The organism is Streptomyces sp. NPDC088762 (assembly GCF_044750905.1).
Lineage (GTDB): Bacteria > Actinomycetota > Actinomycetes > Streptomycetales > Streptomycetaceae > Streptomyces.
Genome location: NZ_JBIVKT010000003.1, coordinates 234865 through 257596, shown reverse-complemented (window position 1 = coordinate 257596; position 22732 = coordinate 234865). Strand labels below are relative to the sequence as shown.

Genomic DNA, 22732 nt, shown 5'->3' with positions numbered 1-22732 from the left:
GTGCCAACGTTCGGGGTGTCCGGAACGCTCGCAGCCGCTCAGGAGATGCCATGGCCGAAGCCGCCGTCGACACCGTCGCCCCGGCATCATCGAGGCCGACGCGGTGAAGGACCTGGCGGAAACGCACGGGCCACGCGGGCATTGACTGTTCGCTCGGGGCCCGCCGGTGTTCAACGGCGCCAGGTGGCCACGACGGTGAGCAGGACGAGCGCGGCGGCCGCGAGCAGGAGGCATGCACTGCGCGCGCCCGGGCCGCGCCTTCGGGTCTCGATCTGGCCGCCCGGGGCAATGCCGGGGTGTTTGCGGGCGTAGTGCTCGATCTGCCGGCGCAGCCCCTCGGAGGTATCCAGCCAGGGCGTCTTGAAGCTGCACTCTCCGCACCAGTAGCGGTTGGCCACGTCGGCTCCTTGCCTTCCGTCGGGGTAGGGGCACCGACCCCGACGGTGACCTTGGTCATGTTTGCTGCCCAGGTCAGGGGCCCGGCCATTCGTGACCGGCGGCCACGGGTAGGCTCACCGCCGTCCGTACTGGCGGGTCAGGGGGGATGCCGGATGACAGAGGACCTCGGCACGTTGTTACGCAAGCTGCGCGACGGAGCCGACCTGACGCAGGAGCAGGTGGCCGAACGCTCCGGGGTCAGCGTGCGCACCATTCGCCGACTGGAGAGCGGCAGCTCCACCAACCACCGGATGGGCACGGTGAATCTGCTCGCGGACGCGCTCGGCCTGGAAGAACACGACCGGCTGCGCCTGGCGGCCGCCCTCGCCGGCTCGTCCCGCCCCGCTGCCGCCCCGGCGGGAACCGATCCGGGATCGCCGCCCGAACCCCCACCCGAGGGCTTCCCCCCGCCAAGCCGGGAACCCGCGTCGGCAGGCCACGACGCCGGTGCCGTCCGCCCCGGCCACGGACTGCCGGCACCCGCACCGGCACCCGCCCCGCCCGCCCGGTCGCCCGTCCACGAGGCGCTCGCCGACGCCGCGCGAGAGCTGGCGACGGAAGTCCGGCGCCGATGGCGCCGCGAGGAGGCGCAACGCCGCGTCCACGACCCGTTCCCCCTGCCCGTACGGTGGAAGCCGGCGCCCGCCGTCCTGACCGACCGGGCGGAGAACATCCAGCGCCTCGGGCCGGGTGAGACGCCGCGTGAGGTGGATCTCGACGGCGACCTGCGGAGCATGGCCGAGGTCTACCTCCGGATCCCCTCCGGACGACTGGTGATCCTCGGCCGGGCCGGCTCGGGCAAATCCATCCTCACGATCCGGCTCGTCCTGGACCTCCTGGACCTTCTGGACCACCGGGAAGCGCGGGCCCCGCACCACCGTGTGCCGGTCCTCTTCAGCATCGGCTCCTGGGACCCGTCGACCACCGCACTGCGGGACTGGCTGATCGGCCGGCTGCTGCGCGACCACCCCCATCTGGCCCGCCGCAGCTCCGGCGGGGCGACCCTGGCCGCCGTGCTGGTCGACAGCGACCTCGTCCTGCCGGTCCTGGACGGGTTCGACGAGATCGCCGAAGGACTGCGGCGCGACGCCCTGGACGCACTCAACGCGACCTCCTCACCGCTCGTCCTCACCAGTCGGCGCGACGAGTACGCCGAAGCGGTCCGGGCCGCGCACACGCCGCTCGTCTGGGCGCACGGCATCGAACTCACCGACCTCACCCTCGACGACCTCGCCGACTACCTGCCCCGCACCACCCGCACCGTCCCGTCCGGCGCGAGCGCCGCCCACGGCACCGGCTCGGCATGGGACGCGGTCCTCACCCAACTGCGTACGCGCCAGGACCCGGTGCACACGAACCTCGCCACCGTGCTGTCCACCCCGCTCATGGTCATCCTCGCCCGCACCCTGTACAGCGAGACGCCCGGCCGGGACCCCGCCGAGCTCCTCGACGCCACCCGGTTCCCCTCGGTGAAGAGCCTGGACGAACACCTCCTGGCGGGCTTCGTGCCCGCGGTCTACCGGCGCCGCGCCCCGGAGCGTGACGCGGTCGGCCGGCAGCCCAGGGCACCGTACGCGGACCCCGTCCGGGCCGAACGCCGGCTCGGCCACCTCGCCCACCACCTGGTCCGCCTCGACCGGGAGCGCCAGGACATCGCGTGGTGGCAGCTCGGCGATTCACTGTCACGTCCGGCGCGGACCCTGGCCTTCGTCCTGGCCACCGCCGTGAGCATCACCCTGGCCGACTGGCTGGTGGGCCTGCTGCTCACCCCGCTCTCCCTCGCCGAACTCCTCCTGCAGGGCAGCTTCATGGGACCCGCCGTGGGGCTCGGCTTCGGAGCCGTCTACGCGATGGCGGACCGGTCCGGCGGCGGAGCGGCCTTCGAACCGGCCCGTGTCCGGCTGACCCTGCGCGCCGCGCACGACACGCTCGGCCGCCGACCCCTGCGCACCTTCACCTCCCGGATCGGGCAGGGTCTGATCGGCGGAACCGTCATGGGCATCGGATGCGCCTGCGCCCTCACCCTGCAACGCGCGCTGGTCTTCGGGATCCGGCTCACCGACCCACACGTCGTGGCCGGCACCCTGATCAACATGCTGGTCCTCGGGCTGATCTTCGGCTCGGCCGCCGGTCTCGTCTTCGGGCTCATGACCGTGCTCGAAGCACCCGTGGACGTCACCGCGGCGGCCACCCCGGTCAGTCTGCTGACTTCGAACCGTACGACGGCCGCCCGGCAGTTCCTCATCCTCGCTCCGGCGCTCACCCTGGCCATCGCGTTCGGCGGGTACCTCATCGTCCACCTGCTCCGGGGCGTGATGGGACCGCTCAACTGGGAAGTCTTGGACAGCCTGTTCATCGGCGCGGTCGGCGGCCTGGGCGGCGCGGCCTCCTACGTGCTCACCTTCACCGCCTGGGGCCAGTGGATCGTGCTCGCACGCGTCTGGCTGCCCTTGACCGGACGGCTTCCCTGGAACCCCGCCGCGTTCCTGGACGACGCCTACCACCGAGGGGTACTGCGCCAGACCGGAGCGGTGTACCAGTTCCGCCACGTCCGGCTGCAGCACCACCTCGGACGCACCTACCGCGGCCGCCACCGGGACTTCGCACCGGCCACGTTCACGCCCCCTTCGACCGGCGGCCCGTAACGGCGCGAGCATCACGCCGAGTGCTCCGCCGCCGGCACGGGCCGCAGGCCTCGCGGCCTCGTGGGCGGCCGGTCACCAATGGCCGGTCGTTTGGCCTGTCCGCCCGACGGTACGGGGCACCAGCATCGGGGACGTCCGGCTCGCGGCAGCCCACCACGCCGCGAGCCCCCTCGAGGGAAGGTTCCCGATGACGTCCCGTCGCATCACCGCACTCGGCGCGGCTCTCACGCTCACCGCCCTGATGGGCACCGGCGCCGCGCAGGCCGCAGTACCGACCAGCACGCAGGCGGTCACCGCCGCCGCCCCCTCGGCTTCCGCCGCAGTGCCCGCCTTCAACGACGGCTACGGTCTGACCCTGGTCCGCGAAGACACGCAGGTGCACAGCCCCACCGACTTCACCATCACCGTCACCACCAAGCAGCTCTCGGGGAAGCACAGGATCCGCATCCTCCTCCCCACCGCGTACGACACCGACCCCGGCCGGCGCTGGCCGGTCACCTATTTCCTGCACGGCGGCAGCGGCAACGTGAACGACGTCGCGGCCGCGCCGGCACTCCATTCGGACTCGATGATCACCGTGGTACCGGACGGCGGGCTGAAGGGCTGGTACGCCGACTGGGTGATGCAGAACACCGCCGAAGGAGCTGCGAGCTGGGAGACCTTCCACCTCACCCAGGTCGTCCCGTTCATCGACGCCAACCTCCGTACCCGCAACGACCGGGCCCACCGAGCGGTCGTCGGACTGTCCATGGGCGGCTTCGGCTCCCTGCACTACGCCCAGGCCCGCCCCGATCTGTTCGGACACGTGGCCGCCCTGTCGGGAGGCATCGACTTCGGCATGTGGCAGGTCCGCGCGGCCGTCCTGGGGACCGAACTCAACGTCACGGGTGCCTGGTGCGCGAGCAGCACCTCCGGTTCGCCCGGCTCCGGCCAGTGCACCGGCTTCGGCCCCGTCGTCGACAGCGACGCGATCTTCGGCTCCCCGTACCCGTTCTTCGACGCCGACCGCGTGTGGAAGGCCGTCGACCCGGCCGCGCCGGCCAACCTCGCCAAACTGTCCGGCACCGGCGTCACGCTCTACACCGGCAACAACGACCTCATCGACGTCCACACCGAAGCGGCCTCGAACACCGTCAAGGCCCGCCTGGACCAGCTGGGCATCCCCAGCCGCCTCGTCAACTACGGCAACGGTGCGTCGCTGGCCCCGAGCTGCGACGGCGGCCACAACTACGGCTGCTGGGCCCCCGCTTTCGCCGACTACGTCCCGCGCCTCGAAGCCGCCTTCGCCGCGGCGGGCTGACCGGCCCCTTCGCCGCTCGGCCCTGTGAGGAGAAGAGGAACAGATGGAAGAGAAGGACACCTACGAGCAGCCGACCGGCGAGGCCGCCGCGCTCGCGGCCGAACGCGGCCTCGGTCCGTGGTCGCGCACCTTCCGGATGAAGCAGAGCCGCCTGTTCGGCAAGCACAACGCGTCGCGGCTCTACATCCACGCCAACGGCGCGGTGGTGACGGGCCCCGAGGGATTCCGGGCCGCGTACGACTGGGAGACCGTGCGGATCCTGCGGTACCTCAGCACGCGCAACGGCGTGCCGTGGGACGCCCGGTACACCCTGCTGGACCCGCACGGCGCCGCGGTGAACATCGGCCCGGGCACCCGGGTGTTCCTCAAGGAGGAGAAGCAGTCCCTGGGCATCACATCGGTGGTCCAGGGTGCCCTCTTCCTGTGGCCGAACGTGTGGGGAGAGCACATGATGCAAGCCGTCACGCGGACGCAACTGCCCAAGGTCCTCGGAGCCATCGAACGCGGCGAGACGGTGAACTTTGGAGCGTACAAGGTCGACCGGCACGTCCTGGCGGGCCGCAAGCACTCCGCCCCCTGGTCGGCCATCACCGAGATCTCCTCCTTCAGCGGCACGCTGATCTTCAACGGATCCCAGAAGCGCACGACCGTGGACAGCGCTCCCATGGAGAACATCGCCAACCTGGATCTGTTCCTTCAGCTGTGCCGGCGCTTCAAGGGCTGACGGAACACGGCGAGGTCACCGCCCGGCGCCATCCCGCAGCCGTACGGGATCCCGGGAACCACGTGCCGAGCGACAGCGTCCGTCGCATCATGAACGAGAGAACTGCGAGACCGGCCACGGCTGGGAGTCCGAGGGCCAGGGTCACCACCGGACGGTGCCTCGCTGCCCTCGGTGCGACGATCGGGGTGCTCATCTGGGCACCGCGAGCCGCGTTCAGCATCGACGGCGGGTTCGAGGGCCATGCCCGCGACCTGAGCGTGGTCTTCGTGGACCTGCCGCTCATCCTTCTCGGTGGCGCCCTGCTCCCGCTCTTCGCGTGGACGCTGACCGCGAAACGGGTGCCCCGCCCCTGGGTGGCGCTGCTCGCGGCCCTGCTCGCCCTCGCTCTCGGAGTATGGGGACTCACCGAATGGTGGACCCCCCGCCAGGACCCGGACCCGGGCTACGGTCCCGGCCTCTGACACCGGCCCCGGCCCCGGGGCCCTGCGGCACGTGGTCAGACGGTCCACCGGCGCCGGCCTGGCGGGCGCCGGTGGACCCGCGGCACGTCAGATGCGGTGGACCGTGTGGAGCTTCTCGGCGTACGTACCGGCTCCGTCGAGGAGCGAGGCACCGCCCAGATCCGACATGGTCGGACCGTTGCCGGTCTTGCGGCTGGAGAGGAAGCGGCGCTTGCCCTCGGTGTCCAAGCCCAGGTAGATGCCGACGTGGTCGACGGTCACCGTCACGGTGTCGTCGCCGGAGTCGGCGTTGAACAGGAGCAGGTCGCCGGGCTGGAGCTGCTGTGCGGCGGGCGGGTTCGTGCCGTCGGTCTGGTCGATCCGGGTACCGGGGGCGTAGTCCACCATGTGGCGGGACTTGCGAGGGATCCGGGTCTTGGAGGTGTCCTCGCCGGCGGCGAGGGGGACGCCCATGTGGTAGCCGTAGACCATGCGCGTGTAGCCCGAGCAGTCGAGGTTGCCGACCTGCTTGCTCGACGGTCCGGTGTAGGTGCCGTCGGGGAAGGTCCAGCCGAGGTTCATGTACTCGTGGAAGTCGGCGCCCTCGTAGCGGTATCCCTGCTGGTCCAGGAAGCCGTAACCGGCAGCGCCCATGACCTGCTTGCCTGCCGCCGGGGCCGCGGCGGTCGTGACGGCGGGTGCCCCGGCCAGGTACATCGCCGCGTGGGCCAGGACGTCGGGGCTGGGGGATCCGGCCCAGGCGCGGATGGTCTGTTCCAGCGCCGAGTCCCAGTTTCCGTCGAACGGCTCGGGCAGGACACGTACCCAGGCGTTGTGCGTGACGGTCGGCGGCTGCTGCCAGGTCGCGGCGTCCACCTGGAAGCGGCTCACCACCAGCTTGACCGGCAGGTTCGTGCAGCCCTGATTGGCCAGTGCGCGCAGACCCACGCGTCCCTTGGTGAAGGTGGAGTCGGTGAGGTCCGCGGCCCAGGCCGTCGGCTCGGCGGAATCGGTGCGCCACGCCTTGACCTGGATGCGGGCGCCCTCCCGGCGGACGCGGATCGTCCAGTTCGTGCCCGCGGGCACGGCGGTGGCGAGGGTGGTGGCCGGGGTCAACTGGGTGACCGTGTCGGCGACCTCCTTTTCGACGCGCAGCTCGACCGCGCCGGAGGTCAGGAAGGAGAGCCTGGCCCGGTAGTTGTTGTGGGTGTCCTGGTAGCCGAAGGACAGCGCGTACGAGCAGGCCTGGCCGGTGGGGACCTTGTCGAACTTCGCGACCGACCGTACGTCGACGTCGGTGATGTCGTCGTCCCGAAGAGTGGCGTGGCGGCTCGCGTAGTCGGTGCTGAGCGCAAGGGTGGCGCTGCCCGGAACCACCGAGTAGTCGGTGTCGACGGGCCCCACCGTGGACCAGCTGCCACCGGCGGGCGAGGTCCCCCAGTACTTGCGGTCCGCGACCGGCAGCGTCAGGTCCGGGAGGGTGCGCTGGAAGTCGTCCGTGAAGGGCTTCTTGTTCTCGGTGAAGGTGCGCTCGGGGCCCGTCAGGACGACCGTGCGGGCCCCCTTGGTCAGGACCGCCACGCGCTTGCCGCCGCAGGAGACCTCCAGGCGCTCGGGCGTGCCGGGCAGCACACTCGTGGCGAAGGAGCCGAGGGAGACCTGGGTGAAGTAGGCGGGATCCAGCGAGCCGATGGTGACGGAAGACCGGGGAGAGGTCAGCGACCCGGGAGCCGCGGCCACGGCCGAGAGGGAGGCCACGCGTGCGGGAGCGGCCGGGGCGGAGGTTCTGGGCGAGGCCGTGGCACTGGCGGTGCCGAATGGTATGGAGGCGGCCGCGGTGGCGAAGACGGCGAGGACATTGCGTCGAGAAGCGTTTGACATGCGCCAATGATCCACGGGAGCTGCGGGGGCATCCCCGCCGGGCTCTGCGCGTGATCCAGGTCCTGGCCGCGCGGCCCCCGTGGGGTAGCGTCGTCAGCGCCGGAGGAGGAGCAAGACGATATGCAGATGGATGGTGCCGAGGTCTTCTCTTGCGCCGTATGCGGTGCCCGGCTGTCCGTGCCGGTGCGCGAGGTGTGCCCGCCGGCGGAGGGCGAGGTCTGGACGCCGCTCGACTCTCCTGTGGAGCCCTGCCCGCCCAGGATGGCGGCAGGCACCTATGCGCGGGACCCGGAGCCGGGACGCATCACCTGGGGCTCGTCGCCCAAAGGCTTCGGGATGTCCCGGGCGGGGCACGCGCCGGGGGTGGACCTGCTGTTGAGCCCGGGCGACCTGGTCGGTACCACCAAGATCCTGGGCCGCTGGGGCGGCTGCTGTGGGCCGGCCGGGAACGAGGGGCCGAATCTGGCCTGCGCGGCGTGTGGGGCGGAGGTCGGGGTGTGGATCGGGGACTGCTACACCTGGCTGGAGGTCGTCCTCAACGGACGCCTGGTCAGCCGTTCCTCATCGGCTTGAGTCACGTCAGCTCATCGGAAGGTGGCTGGGGAGGAGCGTGGTGGGCGCCCACGCGGAAGTCGGTGCCGGCGGTTCCGGCATCCAGTCGCGCGCCGGGTCGTACTCCAGCCAACGGCTTCGCCCTGCTTGCGCGGCGCAGGCCGCGGTGAGGCGGCTGAGCCCCGGGTGCTCACTGCCGGTGCGCCACAGCAGCGACCAGGCGTACAGCGGCGTGGGGTTGGCCAGCGGGACCGAGCACAGTCCGGGAACGTCCGGGAGGGGGACATCGGCGGGCAGGAGGGAGAAGCGTTGCGGGTCTTCGGCTATCTCCGTGAGGAAGTGGGGGAGTCCGAGATTGAGGCTGCCGGCCGTGCTTCGGATGCCGAACCGGTCGGCGAAGTGGTGGAGGAAGTCGAGGCGGTCCAGCGCGCCGGGCGCCCACAGCACGCTGCCGCGCAGCTGGTCGGGTCGCAGTTCGCGTTCGGATGCGAGCGGATGGCCGGTGCTCAGGACGGCGTCCACCGGTTCGAGGCGGATGAGTCGGTGGGACAGTCCGGTGTCCAGCGGAGGGTGAACCCGGCCGAAGGCCGCGTCGATATCCCCGTGCAGCAGAGCCGCCGCGACCGAGGGCAGATCGCGGCCGTGCCCCAGCACCAGTTCCCCGGCCTGCGCTGCCACCTGCGCCAGCGTCCGCAGCGGGGCGTACAGGTGCCCCCAGACGTCCACGCGCAGGGGCCGGTCGGTCCCCGCTGCCGCCGCGACGGCGGCGTCGGAGGCGGCCACGGTGTGGCGGGCCGGTGGGAGGAAGCGCTGTCCGGCCTCGGTGAGCCGGACACCGGTGCCGTCGCGGTGGAACAGCCGGATGCCGAGCAGGGATTCCAGTCGCGCGATCCGTTTGGACAGTGCCTGCTGGGAGATGGCGAGCGTCCGGGCGGCCCGCCCGAAGTGCAGTTGCTCTGCGGCGCACACGAAGGCACGTACCTGCGCCACATCGAGATCCACGCCTCTCACCATAGGCGACAACCATCGGTTGTCGACCTCGTGTGCCGGTTGTTGGATCAACGGCCGGCCATTGGTGTTGCATCCCCCTACGGCCCGCACCTCGCGGCACTGGTGCGCCTGCTGCAACAGGACCGGCTGCACCCGGAGACCGGCCGCATCGCGGACGGGACGCAGACCGCCGACACCCTGGTCGACCCGCGAGAGCGCCGCATCCGTGGCAAGGCCGTCCTGCTCACCGGAGGAACCACGCCATGAAGGCCCACGACCTGGCAGCCGCGCAGTGGACACGCGCCACCGGCGCGGGAGTCGATCCCCACGAGTACCGGCGGGTCACCGCCGGCCTCACGTCCGTCGACGACTGGGGCCCGTCCTTCGTCCGCACCGCACACGCCTACCTCACGCGCGCCGACCAGGCCGGATCGTCCCTGTCGGCGGGTGAACACCTGCTGATGGCCGCCCGGTGGTTCCACCTGGCCACGCTCGCGCCCCGTGCCCAGGACCCCCGTGCCGCCGCCGGTGCGGACCACGCCCTGAGCCGGGCCCTGACCGTACTGGAGCCCGGGGCGCGACGCGTCAGCGGCGACGGCTTCACCGGCTGGCTGCGCGGCCCGAGTGACGCACCCGCCACCGTGGTCCTCGTCCCCGGCCTGGACTCGGCCAAGGAGGAGTTCCTCGACCTGGCGGCCGCGCTGCTGGCCAGGGGCCTGGCCGTGTTCGCGATGGACGGCCCGGGACAGGGCGTCCTCGCGGGCACGACGACCCTCCAGCCGGACTACGAGCAGGTCGTGGGCCGGGTCATCGACGCCCTCGGCGTCGCATGCATCGGCCTCGTCGGCCTCAGCCTGGGCGGCTACTTCGCCGCCCGCACCGCGGCACTGGAACCACGGGTGAGCGCAGTCGCCACCGTCAGCGGCCCTTTCCGCCTCGACTGGGAGGAACTGCCCGCACCGGTGCGGGACATGATGGCCCGGCGCACCGGAAGCGCGGAAGCCGCCCGCGATTTCGTACGACACGTGGACCTTGCCGCTCTCGCACCCCGGATCACGGCCCCGCTGCTGGTCGTGGACGGAGAGGAGGACGTCATCCCCGGCGTCACGAACGGCGAGCCCCTGGCCCGTCTGGCACCCCACGGGTCCTACCTGTCCGTCCCGCACGGCGACCACCTCCTGGGCAATGCACGAACCGACTGGCTGCCCCACCTCGCCGACCACATCACGCGGGCTCTGACCGGACCGCGGGCGTAGCCAGCCCGGCGGAAGCCGTCCGTCCTCCCACCAGGGGTGGTGCCCGCCTACCCCCAGGGGTGTATTTCTGCGGAAGACGCCCTCTCTCTTGCGTCCGTCGAGAACCGGAGGTGCCCGCCACGCGTACTCCCTGGGAACGCGCTGGCGCGCACGTCAGGTTGGGGGAATCGAGTGACATCGACAGCAAGGGTGAGAAGGGCGGTACTCGCTGCCGCGGTGGCCGCCACCGTAGGGGCAGGGGGCACTGCAGCCGGTGTCCAGCCGGCACGGGCCGCGAACCCCGCCGCCCAGGACACGACGAAGACTGCTGCGGCGGCCGGGGCGAAACCCGGGGCGGAGGCGACCGTCACGCTGATCACGGGAGACCGCGTCGTCGTCGGCAGGGACGGTGGCGTCGTCCGGCTCCGGCACGGTGACGGCCGGGAGAAGACCGCCTTCTCCGTACGGCGCGAGCCGGGTCACACCTACGTCATCCCGCAGGACGCTCAGCGCCTCGTCGCCGACGGGGTCCTGGACCGGCGGCTGTTCGACGTCGCCCGGCTCGTCGAGGACGGCTATGACGACGCACACCGCAGCACGCTGCCCCTGATCGTCGGCTACGGCACGGAAGCGGCCGCCCCGGGCGCCTTCGCCACCGCCCCCGATGCGCTCGGCGGCGTCGCGCGCGAGCGCCGCCCGCTCCCCGCCGTCGGCGGCGAGGCGTTCACCGCGCCCAAGGCCGCCACGGCGGCCCTGTGGTCGGCGATCACCGGCAGGGCCGACACGCGAAGGGCGGGACCCACCCCGAAGACGTCCATCGCCCGGGTGTGGCTGGACGGCAAGGTCCGTGCCGCCCTCGACACGAGCGTTCCACAGATCGGCGCCCCCGCGATGTGGCAGGCGGGCTACACGGGCAAGGGCGTCAAGGTGGCGGTCCTGGACACGGGCGTCGACCAGAACCACCCCGACCTGAAGGACGTCGAGGTCGCGGAGCGGAACTTCAGCGAATCCCCGGACTCGGCGGACCGCCACGGTCACGGCACGCACGTCGCCTCCATCCTCGCCGGCACCGGAGCCCAGTCGGGCGGCCGGTACAAGGGCGTGGCGCCGGACGTGGAGCTCCTGGACGGCAAGGTACTCAGCGACGATGGCTGGGGGACCGACTCGGAAATCGTCAGCGGGATGCAGTGGGCCGTCGACGAAGGCGCGAAGATCGTCAGCATGAGCCTGGGAGGCCGCGACGAACCCGGCCTCGACCCCAAGGAGGAGGCGGTCGCCCGCCTCTCCGACCGGGCCCTGTTCGTGGTCGCCGCGGGCAACGACGGCGACCGGCCCGGGACCATCGCCTCACCCGGGGCCGCCGCGGCCGCGCTCACCGTCGGCGCCGTCGACAAGCAGGACCGCCTCGCGGACTTCTCCAGCCGCGGCCCGACGGCCGACGGAGCGTCCAAACCGGACGTCACCGCCCCGGGCGTCGACATCACCGCCGCACGGAGCACGCAGGCTTGGGAGCCCTCGCCGGAGCCCTACGTCGGCAAGTCGGGTACGTCGATGGCCACCCCGCACGTCGCCGGCGCCGCCGCCCTGCTGCTCCAGCAGCACCCCGACCGCACCGGCGCCCAGCTCAAGGCACTGCTGACCGGATCCGCCACCCCCGACCCGGCCCTCAACCCCCACCAGCAGGGCGCCGGCCGCATCGACCTGGCGCGGGCCGCGACGGCCGTCGTCGTCTGCGAGTCCGGGCCGGTCGACTTCGGCACCCAGCTCTGGCCGCACACCGACGACGAGCCCGTCGGCAAAACCCTCACCTACCGCAACCACGGCACCGCACCCGTCACCCTCCGGCTGAGCACCTCCGGGACCGGCCCGGACGGGGGCCCGGCCCCGGCCGGGACCTTCACCGTCAAGGACCCCGTCCTCACCGTCCCCGCCGGCGGGAGCGCGACGACCACCGTCACCGCCGACACCCGCCAGGGCGCGGCCGACGGCACGTACGGCGGCAGCGTACTGGCCGCCGGGGACGGCCAGTCGGTGCGCACCGCCCTCCTCGTCGTCCGCGAGGTGGAGTCGTACGACGTCACCCTGAAGCACACGGACACGGCCGGCGCGGGCACCTCGGACCACACGACCGTCCTCTTCAGGATGGGCGACGATCCCGGGCGCATCGACGTCCCGCGCAGCGCCAACGGCACGGTGGTCCAGCGGCTGCGCAAGGGCGAGTACCACCTGGAATCCCTCGTCACCAGTCCGGACGGGACAACGGCCGTCTTCGTCCAGCCGGTCGTGAAGGCAACCGCGGAGACGACGATCGCGCTCGACTCCCGCAAGGCCAGGCCGTTCGCGGTCACCGCACCGGATCCGGCCGCACGGCTCGTCGGTGCCAACGTCGGATACACGGACCCGAACGCCAGGGTGTCGAGCTCCTGGGCCTTCGACGGGCAGACCCAGGTCCGCACCGCCGCGCTCGGAGCCAAGGCCCCGGGACTGCGCGCCCAGTACAACGGCGTGTGGAAGACTCCGGGCGCCGCGGGGGAGAACACCGAGTACCGGCTCGCCTTCCAGCGCAACGACAGCTGGTTCACCGGGCTCAACCGCACCGTGCGCCGGTCCGACGTCGCCGAGATCAAGCTCGGCTTCGGCGCATCCGTCACCGGGGCGAGGGCCCAGCTCTGGCCGGTGCCGTACGACGCGGAGAGCGGCTACGCCATCGGCACCCGCGACCCGATCGAGCAGAGCGCGCCGCTGTCCGGCACGCAGTACCTGAGCGCCAACGGATTCCGGTGGACCTGGGACGCGTACCAGCTCAATGCCGAAGGCGAGGCGCGCATCGGCTACACGACCGGCGAGATCGCCTACACGGCGGGCCGCCGCCACGTCCTGAACTTCAACACGGGAGTGGTCGGCCCCGATCTGGAATCGTCCGAGGAGAGGGGCGCCACCCGTTCCGGGGACACCATCGACGCCAACCTCCCGCTCTTCGACGACGGCAGCGGCCACTTCGGCTCCACCTTCCTCAGCGGCGGATACACCCGGCTGGAGTCCGGCGGCCAGGTCATCGCCGAAGAGTCGTCCGGCGGCTGGATCCACGCGGAGGTCCCGGCCGGTTCCGCCAAGTACCGGCTCAGCACGGAGGCGACCCGGGCACCCGAGGACACGTCCACCAGTACGAAGGTCGCCGCGGTCTGGACGTTCACCTCGGCCCGGACCACCACGGACGAGCCGGTCCGGCTTCCGCTGTCGACGGTACGGCTCTCCCCGAAGCTCAACCTGGACGGGACGGCACCCCGGGGCAGCGACCTCAAGGTGCCTCTCCACGTGGGCGGCACGGCCGCCGCGACCGGGCACGTCGCCTCGCTGACCGTGAAGGTCTCCTACGACGGCGGCAGCACCTGGAAGCCGCTCACGGTCACCACCGACGCCAAGGGAGGCCGCTCGGTGACCGTCAGGCACCCGGCGACGGCCCGCACCGCGTCCTTCCAGGTCGACCTGAGGGACAGGGACGGCAACACGGTCCGCGAGACGATCACTGACGCCTACCGACTCACGCCGTGACCGGCCAGTGGGCCCCGCCGAAGGGGCGGGGCCCACTGCCGCACCGGACCGCGGCCGGCCCCACCCGCCCGGCAGGGCTCCCACCTACCGTCTGCTGCCGGCCCGGCCTCACCTCAGGTGACGGCCGAAGAACCGGTTGCCGTCCTCCACCTTGAACCACGGGGTGCCGAGGTGTCCGCCCGGATTGGCGTGCAGCGTGTGGTTCCGCCAATTTTCGGCGCGGCGATGAGTTCGCGGGCCGCCGCAGGTCTATCTCTTGACGAGACAACCGACTCATCGGGAGAAGGCCATGGGACTCATCCACATCGAACTGTTCGCGACCCTCGACCTCGTCGGGCAGGCGCCCGGCGGCCCGGACGAGGACCCGGTGGGCTTCCCGTTCGGCGGCTGGCAGGCGCCCCTGCTGGACGAGGTCGCCGGGGCGCAGGTCGGTGCCGCGTACGAGGGCACGGACGCCCTCCTGCTCGGCCGGCGGACGTACGACATCTTCGCCGCCTACTGGCCGCACCACGAGGGCGGCGAGGACAACGAGATCGCCACGCTCTTCAACAGCGTCCCGAAGTACGTGGCCTCCCGCGGCCGGCCCGACCTCTCGTGGGCCGGTTCCACGCAGCTCGGCCCGAACCTGCCCGAGGCGGTGCGTGAGATCCGCGACCGCCACGAGAACGTGAAGGTCGTCGGGAGCCTGAACCTCGTGCAGACCCTGCTGCGCGAAAAGCTCTTCGACCGTCTCGACCTCTGGCTGCACCCGATCGTGCTCGGGGTCGGGAAGAAGGTGTTCGAGGACGGCGCGGTGCCCACCAACGTCACGCTCCTCGAACCCCCGGCAGCCGGGCCGAAGGGCACCGTGTACCTGCGTTACGGGCTCGCCGACGGCACGCCCGCCACCGGGGACATGAGCGCACCCGGTCGCGGGGTCGGAAGCGACGTCTGAAGTGACGAGCCGGCCCCCGGGCGAGCACCGCGGCGGCCCATGAGGTCTTCGGGATCCCGTCCGATCGCTACATACCGTCCGACAACAGGGGCCGCTACCGGGGCCTCTGTACGGAGAACTCATTGCCGTCGGGGTCGAGCAGCAACACCCGGCCCTCGTCCCCCGCGCCGGAGTCGGTGCGGGTCGCGCCGAGCGAGACCAGGCGGTCGACCTCCGCCCTCCAGTCGGCGTCGTCGGGCAGCGCCAGCTCGAAGTACAGCCTGTTCGTGCCCGTCTTCGGTGCCACCGGAGGGCCACCCCAGGTGATCTTCGTACCGCCGTCCGGTGATTGGATCGCGGTCTCCTGGTCCTGGTCCCAGACCAGCGGCCACCGCAGAGCCTCGCTCCAGAAGTAGCCGACCTCCTGCGTACCGTCACAGGCCAGCGCTCCGATGAAACCGGTGTCGGCGAGGAACTTGTTGCCCGCCTCGATGACGCAGAACTCGTTGCCGTCCGGATCGGCGAGCACCACGTGCCCCTCTTCCGGGAGTTGGCCCACGTCGACGTGGTTCCCGCCGAGTTCCAGCGCCCGGGCCACGGTCTGCCGCTGGCCCTCCGGCGAGGTGCTCGTCAGATCGAAGTGCGCGCGGTTCTGACCGATCTTCGGTTCCTGGCTCGGCAGGAACCGGATGCGGAATCCGGCGGCATCAGGAGGCAGGATCGCGACATCGTCGTCCGGACCGTCGGTCAACTCCCAACCCAGGAGGCCGGACCAGAAGCTCGCCAGGTCTGCGGGCCGGGTCGCGTTGAAGCAGATTGCGAACAGTTGACTGGTCATACCCGTGGATTCTCCGATCGCTGACGGGAGGGGCCATACGGCGTCTCGCCCGTCCCGTCAGCGCAGCCTAGGGTGGCCGTCCGGTACCCGCATCCGAGTTTTCCGGCGGGTTCCCACCCCCGCCGACTGATTGCGGCGGTGGTGGGGGTTCAGTTGACGACGGGGCCGGCGTCGATGGCACCGGTGCTGCCGGACGGCGGCTCGGTATCACCGCCGGCGGCATCGCCGGGGCTGCCCTTGCCACTGCTGTTGTCCTCGTCGGTGAAGATGGGGCCCGGGCGCGCGTCGTCGGTTCGACTCTCGTCGACGGCGTAGGGAGGGAAGCCCACGGGGGCGGTGTTGGGATCGTCGGTCCTCCACACGACGCCGCCGCCGCTGCCGTCGTCTCTCCCCGGGTAATCCCAGTTATTGAAGTTGACCCTGCTGAACTTGTCGAGGAGCGGGTTGTTGTAGCTGCCGGTGCCGGCGTTCGAGTTGATCTTGCTGAGGTTTCCGCTCTTGCTGTAGGCCGTGATGAGGCTGCTGCCGGGGTGGTCGTCGTCGGTCGTGACGCCGGCGGTGGCGGCCGGGGCGGCGAAGGCGGAGGTGGTGGTGAGCGAGATGCCTCCGACTGCGAAGGTCGTCGCGATCAGGAGGGGGACGAGGCGTCGGGTCCGGGTGATGGTCATGGGAAGGGGTTCCTTTGGGGGTCCGAGGACGAGGGTTCGGATGAGGCAGGCGGTGGGTCCGCGTCCTGCCGTAGTCCGTGTCTCCATTACGCCCCCGGGGCGGGGCCGGGGTCATCGCCCGGACATTCGGGACTTGACAGCGGCGCGCCAGGGCGGGGCCGGAGGGGGGGGCAGCGGCCCGGACCGGCTGGCATTACTACTGAGAGTAATCAAAGGATTAGCGATGAGTGGCTGCCCGGCGGCCCCACGAGTGGGGGAAGCGTACGGGGCATGCGAGACCGGACGGCCAGTGGCGGCAGTGGTTGCCCTCAGTCAGCGGTCGTGGGGGCCAGCAGCGCGGCGGCCGCGGCGATGAAGGCGGCGGATGCTTCCTTGGCCGCATGCCGCCGGGCGTCCAGCTCGGCCCGGTCGAGGGCCTTGCGCAGCGCGAAGGTGGCATCTGCGGCCTGCTGGGCGGGGCCGGCCAGCTCCGGAACCAGGACCTGAAGGCGGATGTGGGGTGCGGTGATGGCCGCCCGCGTGTCGTGGGATCTCGTCTGGGCCTCCAGCTGGTGCTCGGTGCCCGCCTCGGTCAGGGCCAGGCGCTCCCGGTGGAACATCGCCGAGCGGTGGGCGTCCAGGGCGGCCGCGAAGTCGGTGACGGCTCCGAGCTGATCCTGGCGGTGGCTGTCCGCCCGCTCCTCGGCACGTGCGGTGCGTGCCGAACGGTGCTGGAGGAGTCCGGCGGTCAGGGCGCCGGCGAGGGTCCCGAGTACGGCGACGACCGAAGGCCATAGGGACATCAGGTGCTGGTTCCTCTCGGGTAGTCGGTTTCGGCGGTGACTGGGGCGGACGGCGAGGCACGCGACGGTGCCGGCGCGCGAAAGCCGGATCGAACCAGGACGCCGCTCCGCCCGTACGAACGAGACCCGCCACCGGTGGCGCGAACTCCGGGCGGCGACCCGGAGGGTGTCAGGGCTTCCACACCTCATTCAGGGCGGCGACCAGCAGTTCCGCAGTCTCCTCAGGACGCTCCACAGAGGGCAGATGGCCCGCCCACGGCACCTCACGATGCTCCGCATTCGGCAGGACCTCGGGCAGCCCGGCCGCGATGTGGCGGAAGTCCTGCAGGTCGTGGCCGCCGGAGAAGACCAGCGTCGGCGCGACGGCGTCCCGCAGGTCCACCTCGACGGGGATCGAACCGAACTCCTCCTCGGCCGCCAACTGCACGTCGAAGGCGTGACGCTGCATCTGCCGCACCTTCGCCCGAGCCTGGGCGTCCGCCTCCGGGCCCAGCCAGGTTCGGACGTTCAGCTCCACCGCGCCGTCCAGATCGCCCGACTCGATCAGCCCGATCTCCTGCTCGTCGAGCGCCTCGAGCTCCGCGCTCGGCTCATGACCCGGTCGAGCCGGACAGAGCAGCACCATCGCCCCGACCCGGTCCGGCCGAAGTGCCGCCAACTGCAGGGCCACGCGGCCGCCGAAGGACGATCCGACCAGGGCCGCCCGTTCGATCCCGAGGGCGTCGAGGAGCTCTTGGACGTCGGCCCAGGGCGAGTACGGCCCGTCTGGAGCCGCCGTCTGACCGAAGCCGCGGAAGTCGCATCGCACCACGCGGTATCCGGACTCCTGCAGGGCCTTCCACTGCCCGTCCCACATACGGCGGTCGCAGACCGAGGAGTGCAGCAACACCACGGCCGGGCCACTGCCGGCCTCTTCATAAGTGATCATCATCGGCCGGATCCTAGGACAGTCACACGGGTCATGGACAGGTATTTCACGGCTCGCGTCGGACGAACTCCGGCCAAGACGCGGGGGAGCGGGCTGACAGCGGCACGTGATACGACGAGTGGACGGCGGGCCGGCCCCCTCAGGACACCATGGCAGAGCCCTCCACCTCGGTCAGCCTGACCGTGCACAGTCCGCCCCGCTCGCTCTTCACGTCCGTCACCTTGAGCTGCGTGCCCGGCGTGAGGATGTACTCCTCCTCCCCGGTGAAGGCGGAGAAGCTCCTGATCCCGACCGCCTGGGCGGGCGTCACCTCGAAGAGCGTCCGCTTGCCGCGGCTGCCGAGGAAGGACCGGGCCACGTTCAGCTCGGAGGTGCACGAGGAGACGCCCCACCAGGTCACCGTCCGACCCACCGGGTACTGCGCCCGCAGGTCCAGCGCCACACCGCGCCACAGGGGCTGGGTGTGGGCCGGCAGCCCCGAGACCGCCGAGAACAGCAGCCGCAGGTACGCCAGGTAAGGCTTGAGCCTGGTGCGGTCCGGGGAGCGGAGGACGGCGTTGATCTCGCGGTAGAAGGCGGACTCGCAGGTGTAGAGGTAGAGCGCGGCGACCGCGTCGGCGGACAGGCTGCCGGACATCTCGTCCGCGCGCCGCTTGCCGAAGTCACGCGACCGCTCGATGTGTCCGGCGAGCCCGGACAGCGACTCGGCGACCGGTGCGACGGCGTCCTGGAAGTCCATCAGCGGGGTGTCGAACACGCCGGTGATCGCCGGCAGGACCAGCCCCTCGTCCTTGACGCTGGTGAGCCGCTCCAGGTAGAGCTGGTGCAGGTTCATGGTCGACTCGATGAAGGCGCCCATGCGTGCCGCGACACCCCCGTCCGCACCGCCCGCTCCCTTGTCCCAGCCCCTGCTCGGCAGCCAGTCGATCCCGTCGGCACCCAGCGATGCCAGGGCCTCGTTCACCATGGAGAAGTGGTCGCCCTCGCAGAAGATGTCGCCCTGCGCCGCCGGGTTCGCGTGGTCGATGTGCCGGACCTCGACGTCCGGGTACTTCTCCTGGAGCCGCAGGACGACCCTCTTCAGGTTCCGGGCGTGCGCGCCCCACCAGGCGAACACGACCCCGCGGTCCTCCTCGTCGGCGTCCTGCTTCGCCTTGAGGATCTCCTCGACGATCCGTTCGGCGACGGGCCGCCAGAAGGCCGTGTGCTGGTCGGCCCCCATCGCCCCGTCGCCGCTCGCGGTGAGCGAGGCGTTCAGCAACAACACGCCCTGCGTGAGCATCGCCTGGAACCACTCCGGCGGCTGGACCGCGTCCCGCTCCTTCAACAGCGCGCGAACGTCGGCGATGGGCGTCTTCTTGGCGATGCCGTACTTCCACATCGCCGCCGCCTTGATGATGCAGCGGCTGCTGACGACCCTGCCGAACTGGCTGTCCTTCCAGTCGTTGAAGGTGTTGTCGAACATGGCTATGCCGGTCGCGCTCTCCGGCCGCGGATACGGATTCTGGCCGAAGGCGACGACCTTCCACTTGTGCGGAGGGTGGGGCTTGAGAGCCTGGAAGGTCAGCTCACGGACCGGGACGACCTCGGGGCTGCGGCCCTTGCCGATGAACCGGGCGGCGTCCGGCTGCGCCTCGATGACGGGCTTGAGGAGCGGGAGCCAGGGCTCACCGCCGCCGTTGAAGAGTTCGGTGAGAGCCAGGGGGTCGCTCACGTCGGGCTGGGCCGGCGCAGGGTCGTTGGTCGCATCAGCCATGGGGGAGGAGCTCTCGTTCGTCGTGGTCGAGGGATCGATCTGGCCACCAAAGGCAGGCGTCGGGGCGGAGGCAGAGGCAGAGGAAGGGGCAGAGGCAGCGCCCTTCGGCGGCACGATGCGTACCCGCTCCTCGAGGGGGGCGTTCTCGATGCCGTTGAGCTGCGTGACGATCGTGGCGCGCAGCTCGTCGTCGTCCTCGAACCAGTGGTCGTGGAAGAGCGTGTAGCCGGTCCACATCAGGTTGGCGCACACCCTGGCCGGGACCCGACCGGTCTGGGCGCCCATCCCGACGAGCGCCACGGAGCGGATGCTGCCCGGCGCCTTCCGGTTCTGCCGGTGGACGGCCTGGAACGCGGCGGCGCACGCCAGGGCCACGTTCAGCGTGGCACTCACGTTCTGCGAGGACTGCACCATGGTCGGCGTCGATATCAGGTACCGCGGGACGGTCGCCCCGGACGGGACGCACACCGCGCTGCCCACCGGGAGGGTTCCGGAGAACCGGTCGCGGATCGCCCGCTGCACACGCAGCTGGATGCCCGATCCGAGGTGCCGCTTGATCACGGCGTCGACCCCGCCGTCCATCCGGCCCCGGGAGTTCGTCGGAGTGACCCAGGCGTCGACGTCTTCGTCGAGGATCGAGCCCCTGCGGATCTCGATGCCCGAGGTGTCCGCGAACGCCGCCCGCCACGCCTCCACCACGCGCTCGTTCACGTCTGCCAGCACCACCCTGAGCGCGGGCTGCACACTGCTCTCGGTCATCGTCCACTCCTGTCGGGAATCGGCCCTGGCAACACCCCGAACGTAACCGCCACCACTGACAACGCCGCTCACAGAAGGGGACGATGACCTGCCGTCATGCCTCCGCGAACGATCCACCGACCAGCCTGCGGCGGTCTCACCCGGAGGCGGGCGCCGGGTGGGGAGGGAGTTCAGAGGCCGCGTTCGATCATGTCGATGAGGAGCTGGCCGGCGTCGTGGACCTGGGTGGGGTGCAAGCCCCGCAGGGGGCCGTCGATGACGAGCATGGCGAGGCCGTGGACGGCGGACCAGGCGAGGAACTCCGCTCCGGGGCGCCGGTCTTCGGGCAGGAGGCCGGTGTCGACGAGGTCGTCGAGTGCGGTACCGAGGAGCTCGAAGGGTGATCTGCCGCCGGATCCTGCGGCGTCTTCGTCGTTGGCGTGTGTCATGTCGCCGGGGACGTGGAAGGCCGTGCGGAAGAGGCCGGGTTCTTCCTGTGCGAAGCGCAGGTATCCGGTGCCCACGGCACGGAAGCGGCCACGCGCGGCGCCCGCCTCGTCCGAGGCCGGCGGCAGGGCGGCCTGCTCCGACTCCATGGTCCGGGCGACTTCGGCCATCGCCTTCTGCGAGACGGCGTGCAGAAGGGCTCCACGGTCGGCGAAGTGCCGGTAGGCGGCATTGGGGGCGACACCGGCCTCCCGGGTGACGGCTCGCAGGACGACTGCTTCGGGGCCGCCCCTGCGGGCGAGTTCGAGGCCGGCCCGGATCAGTGCGTTGCGCAGGTCGCCATGGCGGTAGGTGTCCCGCTTCCGCTTCGGGGTGGCGTCCTGGGGTGAGGACATGAGTTCCGCCTCCAATGTGGACAGCATCCACTTAGCTCGTCTAGAGTCAGTGATCACGGGGGTGCGGATCCCACGCCCTCCACATGTGGACATCGTACACAAGGGTCGATCGTGTCGGCCCGGCCGGTCACCGGGAGATGCTCATGGGCAAGATCACGCACTTCGTCCACCAGTCGCTGGACGGCTTCATCGAGGGCCCGAACGGCGAGTTCGACTGGCCCCGCATGGGCGCCGAACTGTCCGCCTACTCGCAGGCCCTCGCCGGCGGCGCTGACATCTTCCTGTACGGCCGCGTGGTGTGGGACATGATGTCCGGCTTCTGGCCGCGCGCCGAGGAGCTCTCCACCCACGAACACGACCTCGCGTTCGCGCCCGTGTGGCGCAAGGCCTCGAAGGTCGTCGTCTCCTCCACCCTGACCGAGGCCGGCTGGAACACCCGCGTCATCAACACCGACGTCGTCGAGCAGCTCACCGCCCTGAAGGACGGCGGCGCCCACCTGCTGCTCTTCGGGGGCTCCACGCTGGCGGGCTTCCTCACCGAGCACCGGCTGATCGACGAGTACCAGATCTTCGTCCACCCCGTCGTCCTCGGCGCGGGCAAGCCCGTCTTCGCCACCCCGCAGCAGCGCTTCGACCTGACCCTCACCGAGACCAGGACCTTCGACTCCCAGGTCGTCCTGCTGCGCCACGAACGCACCAGCTGACCGGCCCGAGCGGCCTCAGCCCCCGCCCCTCCGGGAGCGCGGGCGAGTCACGGCATGCACGCGAACCCCATCCACCCGCGTTTCGCACACCCACGCGGCACATCCAAGGAGCCCTTCATGCGCACGCTCATCAGCACTGCCTTCATCTCGCTCGACGGCGTCGTGGAGGGCCCCGGCGGTGAACCCGGCTACCGCAACGCCGGTTGGACCTTCAAGGACATCGAGTTCCTCCCCGAGGCCTTCGAGATCAAGGGCCGGGAGCAGCAGGAGGCCACCGCGATGCTGCTGGGCCGGACCAGCTACGAGGCGTTCAGCTCGGTGTGGCCGGACATGGCGGACTTCGCCGACTACAAGGTGATGCCGAAGTACGTCGTCTCCACCACGCTCACCGAGGACGGCCTGGTGTCGAACTGGGGCGAGACCACGATCCTGCGCACGCTCGACGAGGTCGCCGCACTGAAGGAGACCGAGGGCGGCCCGATCATCGTCCACGGCAGTGCCGCCCTGAACCAGGCCCTGTCGGACGCCGGGCTGATCGACCGCTACCACCTCCTCGTCTTCCCCCTCCTGCTCGGTGCGGGCAAGCGCCTGTTCAGCAGCACGGACAAGGACACCCAGCACCTGAAGCTCGTCGAGCACGAGGCCTACGCCAACGGCCTGCAGAAGCAGGTCTTTGACGTCGTGCGCTGACCGGGCCACTCCTGGTCCACGGGCTGCGCAGCCGGCTCCTGCCCGCCGGGCCAGGCCTACGCGTGCCTCCCTCCCCCTTGCCTCACCTATCGAAACTCGATAGATTCCCATCGTAG

20 protein-coding genes and 1 pseudogene are annotated in these 22732 nt (G+C 71.1%); 11 read left to right on the top strand and 10 right to left on the bottom strand.

Going from position 1 to position 22732, the window contains the following annotated elements:
• Positions 1–170 precede the first annotated feature (170 nt).
• Positions 171–398, bottom strand: coding sequence for a hypothetical protein (locus tag ACIP5M_RS09540; RefSeq protein ID WP_401194125.1), 228 nt, complete (start codon positions 396–398; stop codon positions 171–173).
• A 153-nt stretch (positions 399–551) separates the two neighbouring features.
• Between ACIP5M_RS09540 and ACIP5M_RS09535 the strand changes: the two genes are divergently transcribed.
• The 4 genes from ACIP5M_RS09535 to ACIP5M_RS09520 all read left to right on the top strand — a co-directional run bounded on the left by ACIP5M_RS09535 (position 552) and on the right by ACIP5M_RS09520 (position 5568).
• Entirely contained in the window at positions 552–3083 is a 2532-nt protein-coding gene (locus ACIP5M_RS09535) for a helix-turn-helix domain-containing protein (protein WP_401194122.1), read from the top strand.
• A 187-nt stretch (positions 3084–3270) separates the two neighbouring features.
• The gene (locus tag ACIP5M_RS09530) at positions 3271–4383 is read left to right on the top strand and encodes an alpha/beta hydrolase (RefSeq protein ID WP_401194120.1); all 1113 of its coding nucleotides are present in this window, start codon (positions 3271–3273) and stop codon (positions 4381–4383) included.
• Between the two features lie 43 nt (positions 4384–4426).
• Positions 4427–5107 (top strand): DUF6585 family protein, encoded by a 681-nt coding sequence (locus tag ACIP5M_RS09525; protein ID WP_401194117.1) that lies wholly within the window; start codon positions 4427–4429, stop codon positions 5105–5107.
• 89 nt (positions 5108–5196) lie between these two features.
• The gene (locus ACIP5M_RS09520) at positions 5197–5568 is read left to right on the top strand and encodes a hypothetical protein (RefSeq protein ID WP_401194115.1); all 372 of its coding nucleotides are present in this window, start codon (positions 5197–5199) and stop codon (positions 5566–5568) included.
• A gap of 87 nt (positions 5569–5655) precedes the next feature.
• Here ACIP5M_RS09520 and ACIP5M_RS09515 read toward each other — a convergent pair whose 3' ends face one another.
• Complete coding sequence (locus tag ACIP5M_RS09515; RefSeq protein WP_401194112.1) at positions 5656–7428, bottom strand: NlpC/P60 family protein; 1773 nt, start codon at positions 7426–7428, stop codon at positions 5656–5658.
• Between the two features lie 120 nt (positions 7429–7548).
• On the opposite strand from ACIP5M_RS09515, the gene ACIP5M_RS09510 reads away from it, so the two are divergent.
• Complete coding sequence (locus tag ACIP5M_RS09510) at positions 7549–8001, top strand: hypothetical protein (RefSeq protein ID WP_401194109.1); 453 nt, start codon at positions 7549–7551, stop codon at positions 7999–8001.
• Between the two features lie 6 nt (positions 8002–8007).
• On the opposite strand, the gene ACIP5M_RS09505 is transcribed toward ACIP5M_RS09510, so the two are convergent.
• Positions 8008–8982 carry a LysR family transcriptional regulator gene (locus ACIP5M_RS09505; RefSeq protein WP_401194107.1) on the bottom strand — a complete coding sequence of 325 codons (975 nt, stop codon included), beginning with the start codon at positions 8980–8982 and terminating at the stop codon, positions 8008–8010.
• Positions 8983–9093: 111 nt separating this feature from the next.
• On the opposite strand from ACIP5M_RS09505, the gene ACIP5M_RS09500 reads away from it, so the two are divergent.
• The 3 genes from ACIP5M_RS09500 (at position 9094) to ACIP5M_RS09490 (ending at position 13757) form a co-directional block, all read left to right on the top strand.
• A complete protein-coding gene (locus tag ACIP5M_RS09500; protein ID WP_401194104.1) occupies positions 9094–9237 on the top strand; it encodes a hypothetical protein in 144 nt (47 codons plus the stop codon).
• A complete protein-coding gene (locus tag ACIP5M_RS09495; protein WP_401194102.1) occupies positions 9234–10226 on the top strand; it encodes an alpha/beta fold hydrolase in 993 nt (330 codons plus the stop codon). The genes ACIP5M_RS09500 and ACIP5M_RS09495 overlap by 4 nt, the downstream gene beginning before the upstream one ends.
• A gap of 216 nt (positions 10227–10442) precedes the next feature.
• Positions 10443–13757 carry a S8 family serine peptidase gene (locus tag ACIP5M_RS09490; RefSeq protein ID WP_401194099.1) on the top strand — a complete coding sequence of 1105 codons (3315 nt, stop codon included), beginning with the start codon at positions 10443–10445 and terminating at the stop codon, positions 13755–13757.
• A 108-nt stretch (positions 13758–13865) separates the two neighbouring features.
• On the opposite strand, the pseudogene ACIP5M_RS09485 reads toward ACIP5M_RS09490, so the two are convergent.
• Positions 13866–13964, bottom strand: a pseudogene (locus ACIP5M_RS09485) (alpha/beta hydrolase); the annotation flags it as partial.
• A gap of 82 nt (positions 13965–14046) precedes the next feature.
• Between ACIP5M_RS09485 and ACIP5M_RS09480 the strand changes: the two are divergent.
• Positions 14047–14691, top strand: a complete 645-nt coding sequence (locus ACIP5M_RS09480) for a dihydrofolate reductase family protein (RefSeq protein WP_401194096.1) — start codon at positions 14047–14049, stop codon at positions 14689–14691.
• 94 nt (positions 14692–14785) lie between these two features.
• Here ACIP5M_RS09480 and ACIP5M_RS09475 read toward each other — a convergent pair whose 3' ends face one another.
• The 6 genes from ACIP5M_RS09475 to ACIP5M_RS09450 form a co-directional block, all read right to left on the bottom strand.
• The gene (locus tag ACIP5M_RS09475) at positions 14786–15508 is read right to left on the bottom strand and encodes a VOC family protein (protein WP_401194094.1); all 723 of its coding nucleotides are present in this window, start codon (positions 15506–15508) and stop codon (positions 14786–14788) included.
• Positions 15509–15657: 149 nt separating this feature from the next.
• Positions 15658–16176: a hypothetical protein gene (locus ACIP5M_RS09470; protein WP_401194092.1), complete on the bottom strand. Its 519-nt coding sequence runs from the start codon at positions 16174–16176 to the stop codon at positions 15658–15660.
• 308 nt (positions 16177–16484) lie between these two features.
• Complete coding sequence (locus ACIP5M_RS09465) at positions 16485–16958, bottom strand: hypothetical protein (protein ID WP_401194089.1); 474 nt, start codon at positions 16956–16958, stop codon at positions 16485–16487.
• A gap of 169 nt (positions 16959–17127) precedes the next feature.
• The gene (locus ACIP5M_RS09460) at positions 17128–17889 is read right to left on the bottom strand and encodes an alpha/beta fold hydrolase (RefSeq protein WP_401194087.1); all 762 of its coding nucleotides are present in this window, start codon (positions 17887–17889) and stop codon (positions 17128–17130) included.
• A gap of 136 nt (positions 17890–18025) precedes the next feature.
• The gene (locus ACIP5M_RS09455; RefSeq protein WP_401194085.1) at positions 18026–20401 is read right to left on the bottom strand and encodes a macro domain-containing protein; all 2376 of its coding nucleotides are present in this window, start codon (positions 20399–20401) and stop codon (positions 18026–18028) included.
• A 170-nt stretch (positions 20402–20571) separates the two neighbouring features.
• Complete coding sequence (locus ACIP5M_RS09450) at positions 20572–21222, bottom strand: TetR/AcrR family transcriptional regulator (RefSeq protein ID WP_401194082.1); 651 nt, start codon at positions 21220–21222, stop codon at positions 20572–20574.
• 143 nt (positions 21223–21365) lie between these two features.
• Here ACIP5M_RS09450 and ACIP5M_RS09445 point away from each other — a divergent pair, with 143 nt between their 5' ends.
• Complete coding sequence (locus tag ACIP5M_RS09445) at positions 21366–21926, top strand: dihydrofolate reductase family protein (protein ID WP_401194080.1); 561 nt, start codon at positions 21366–21368, stop codon at positions 21924–21926.
• A gap of 117 nt (positions 21927–22043) precedes the next feature.
• Entirely contained in the window at positions 22044–22616 is a 573-nt protein-coding gene (locus ACIP5M_RS09440) for a dihydrofolate reductase family protein (RefSeq protein WP_401194077.1), read from the top strand.
• Positions 22617–22732 lie beyond the last annotated feature (116 nt).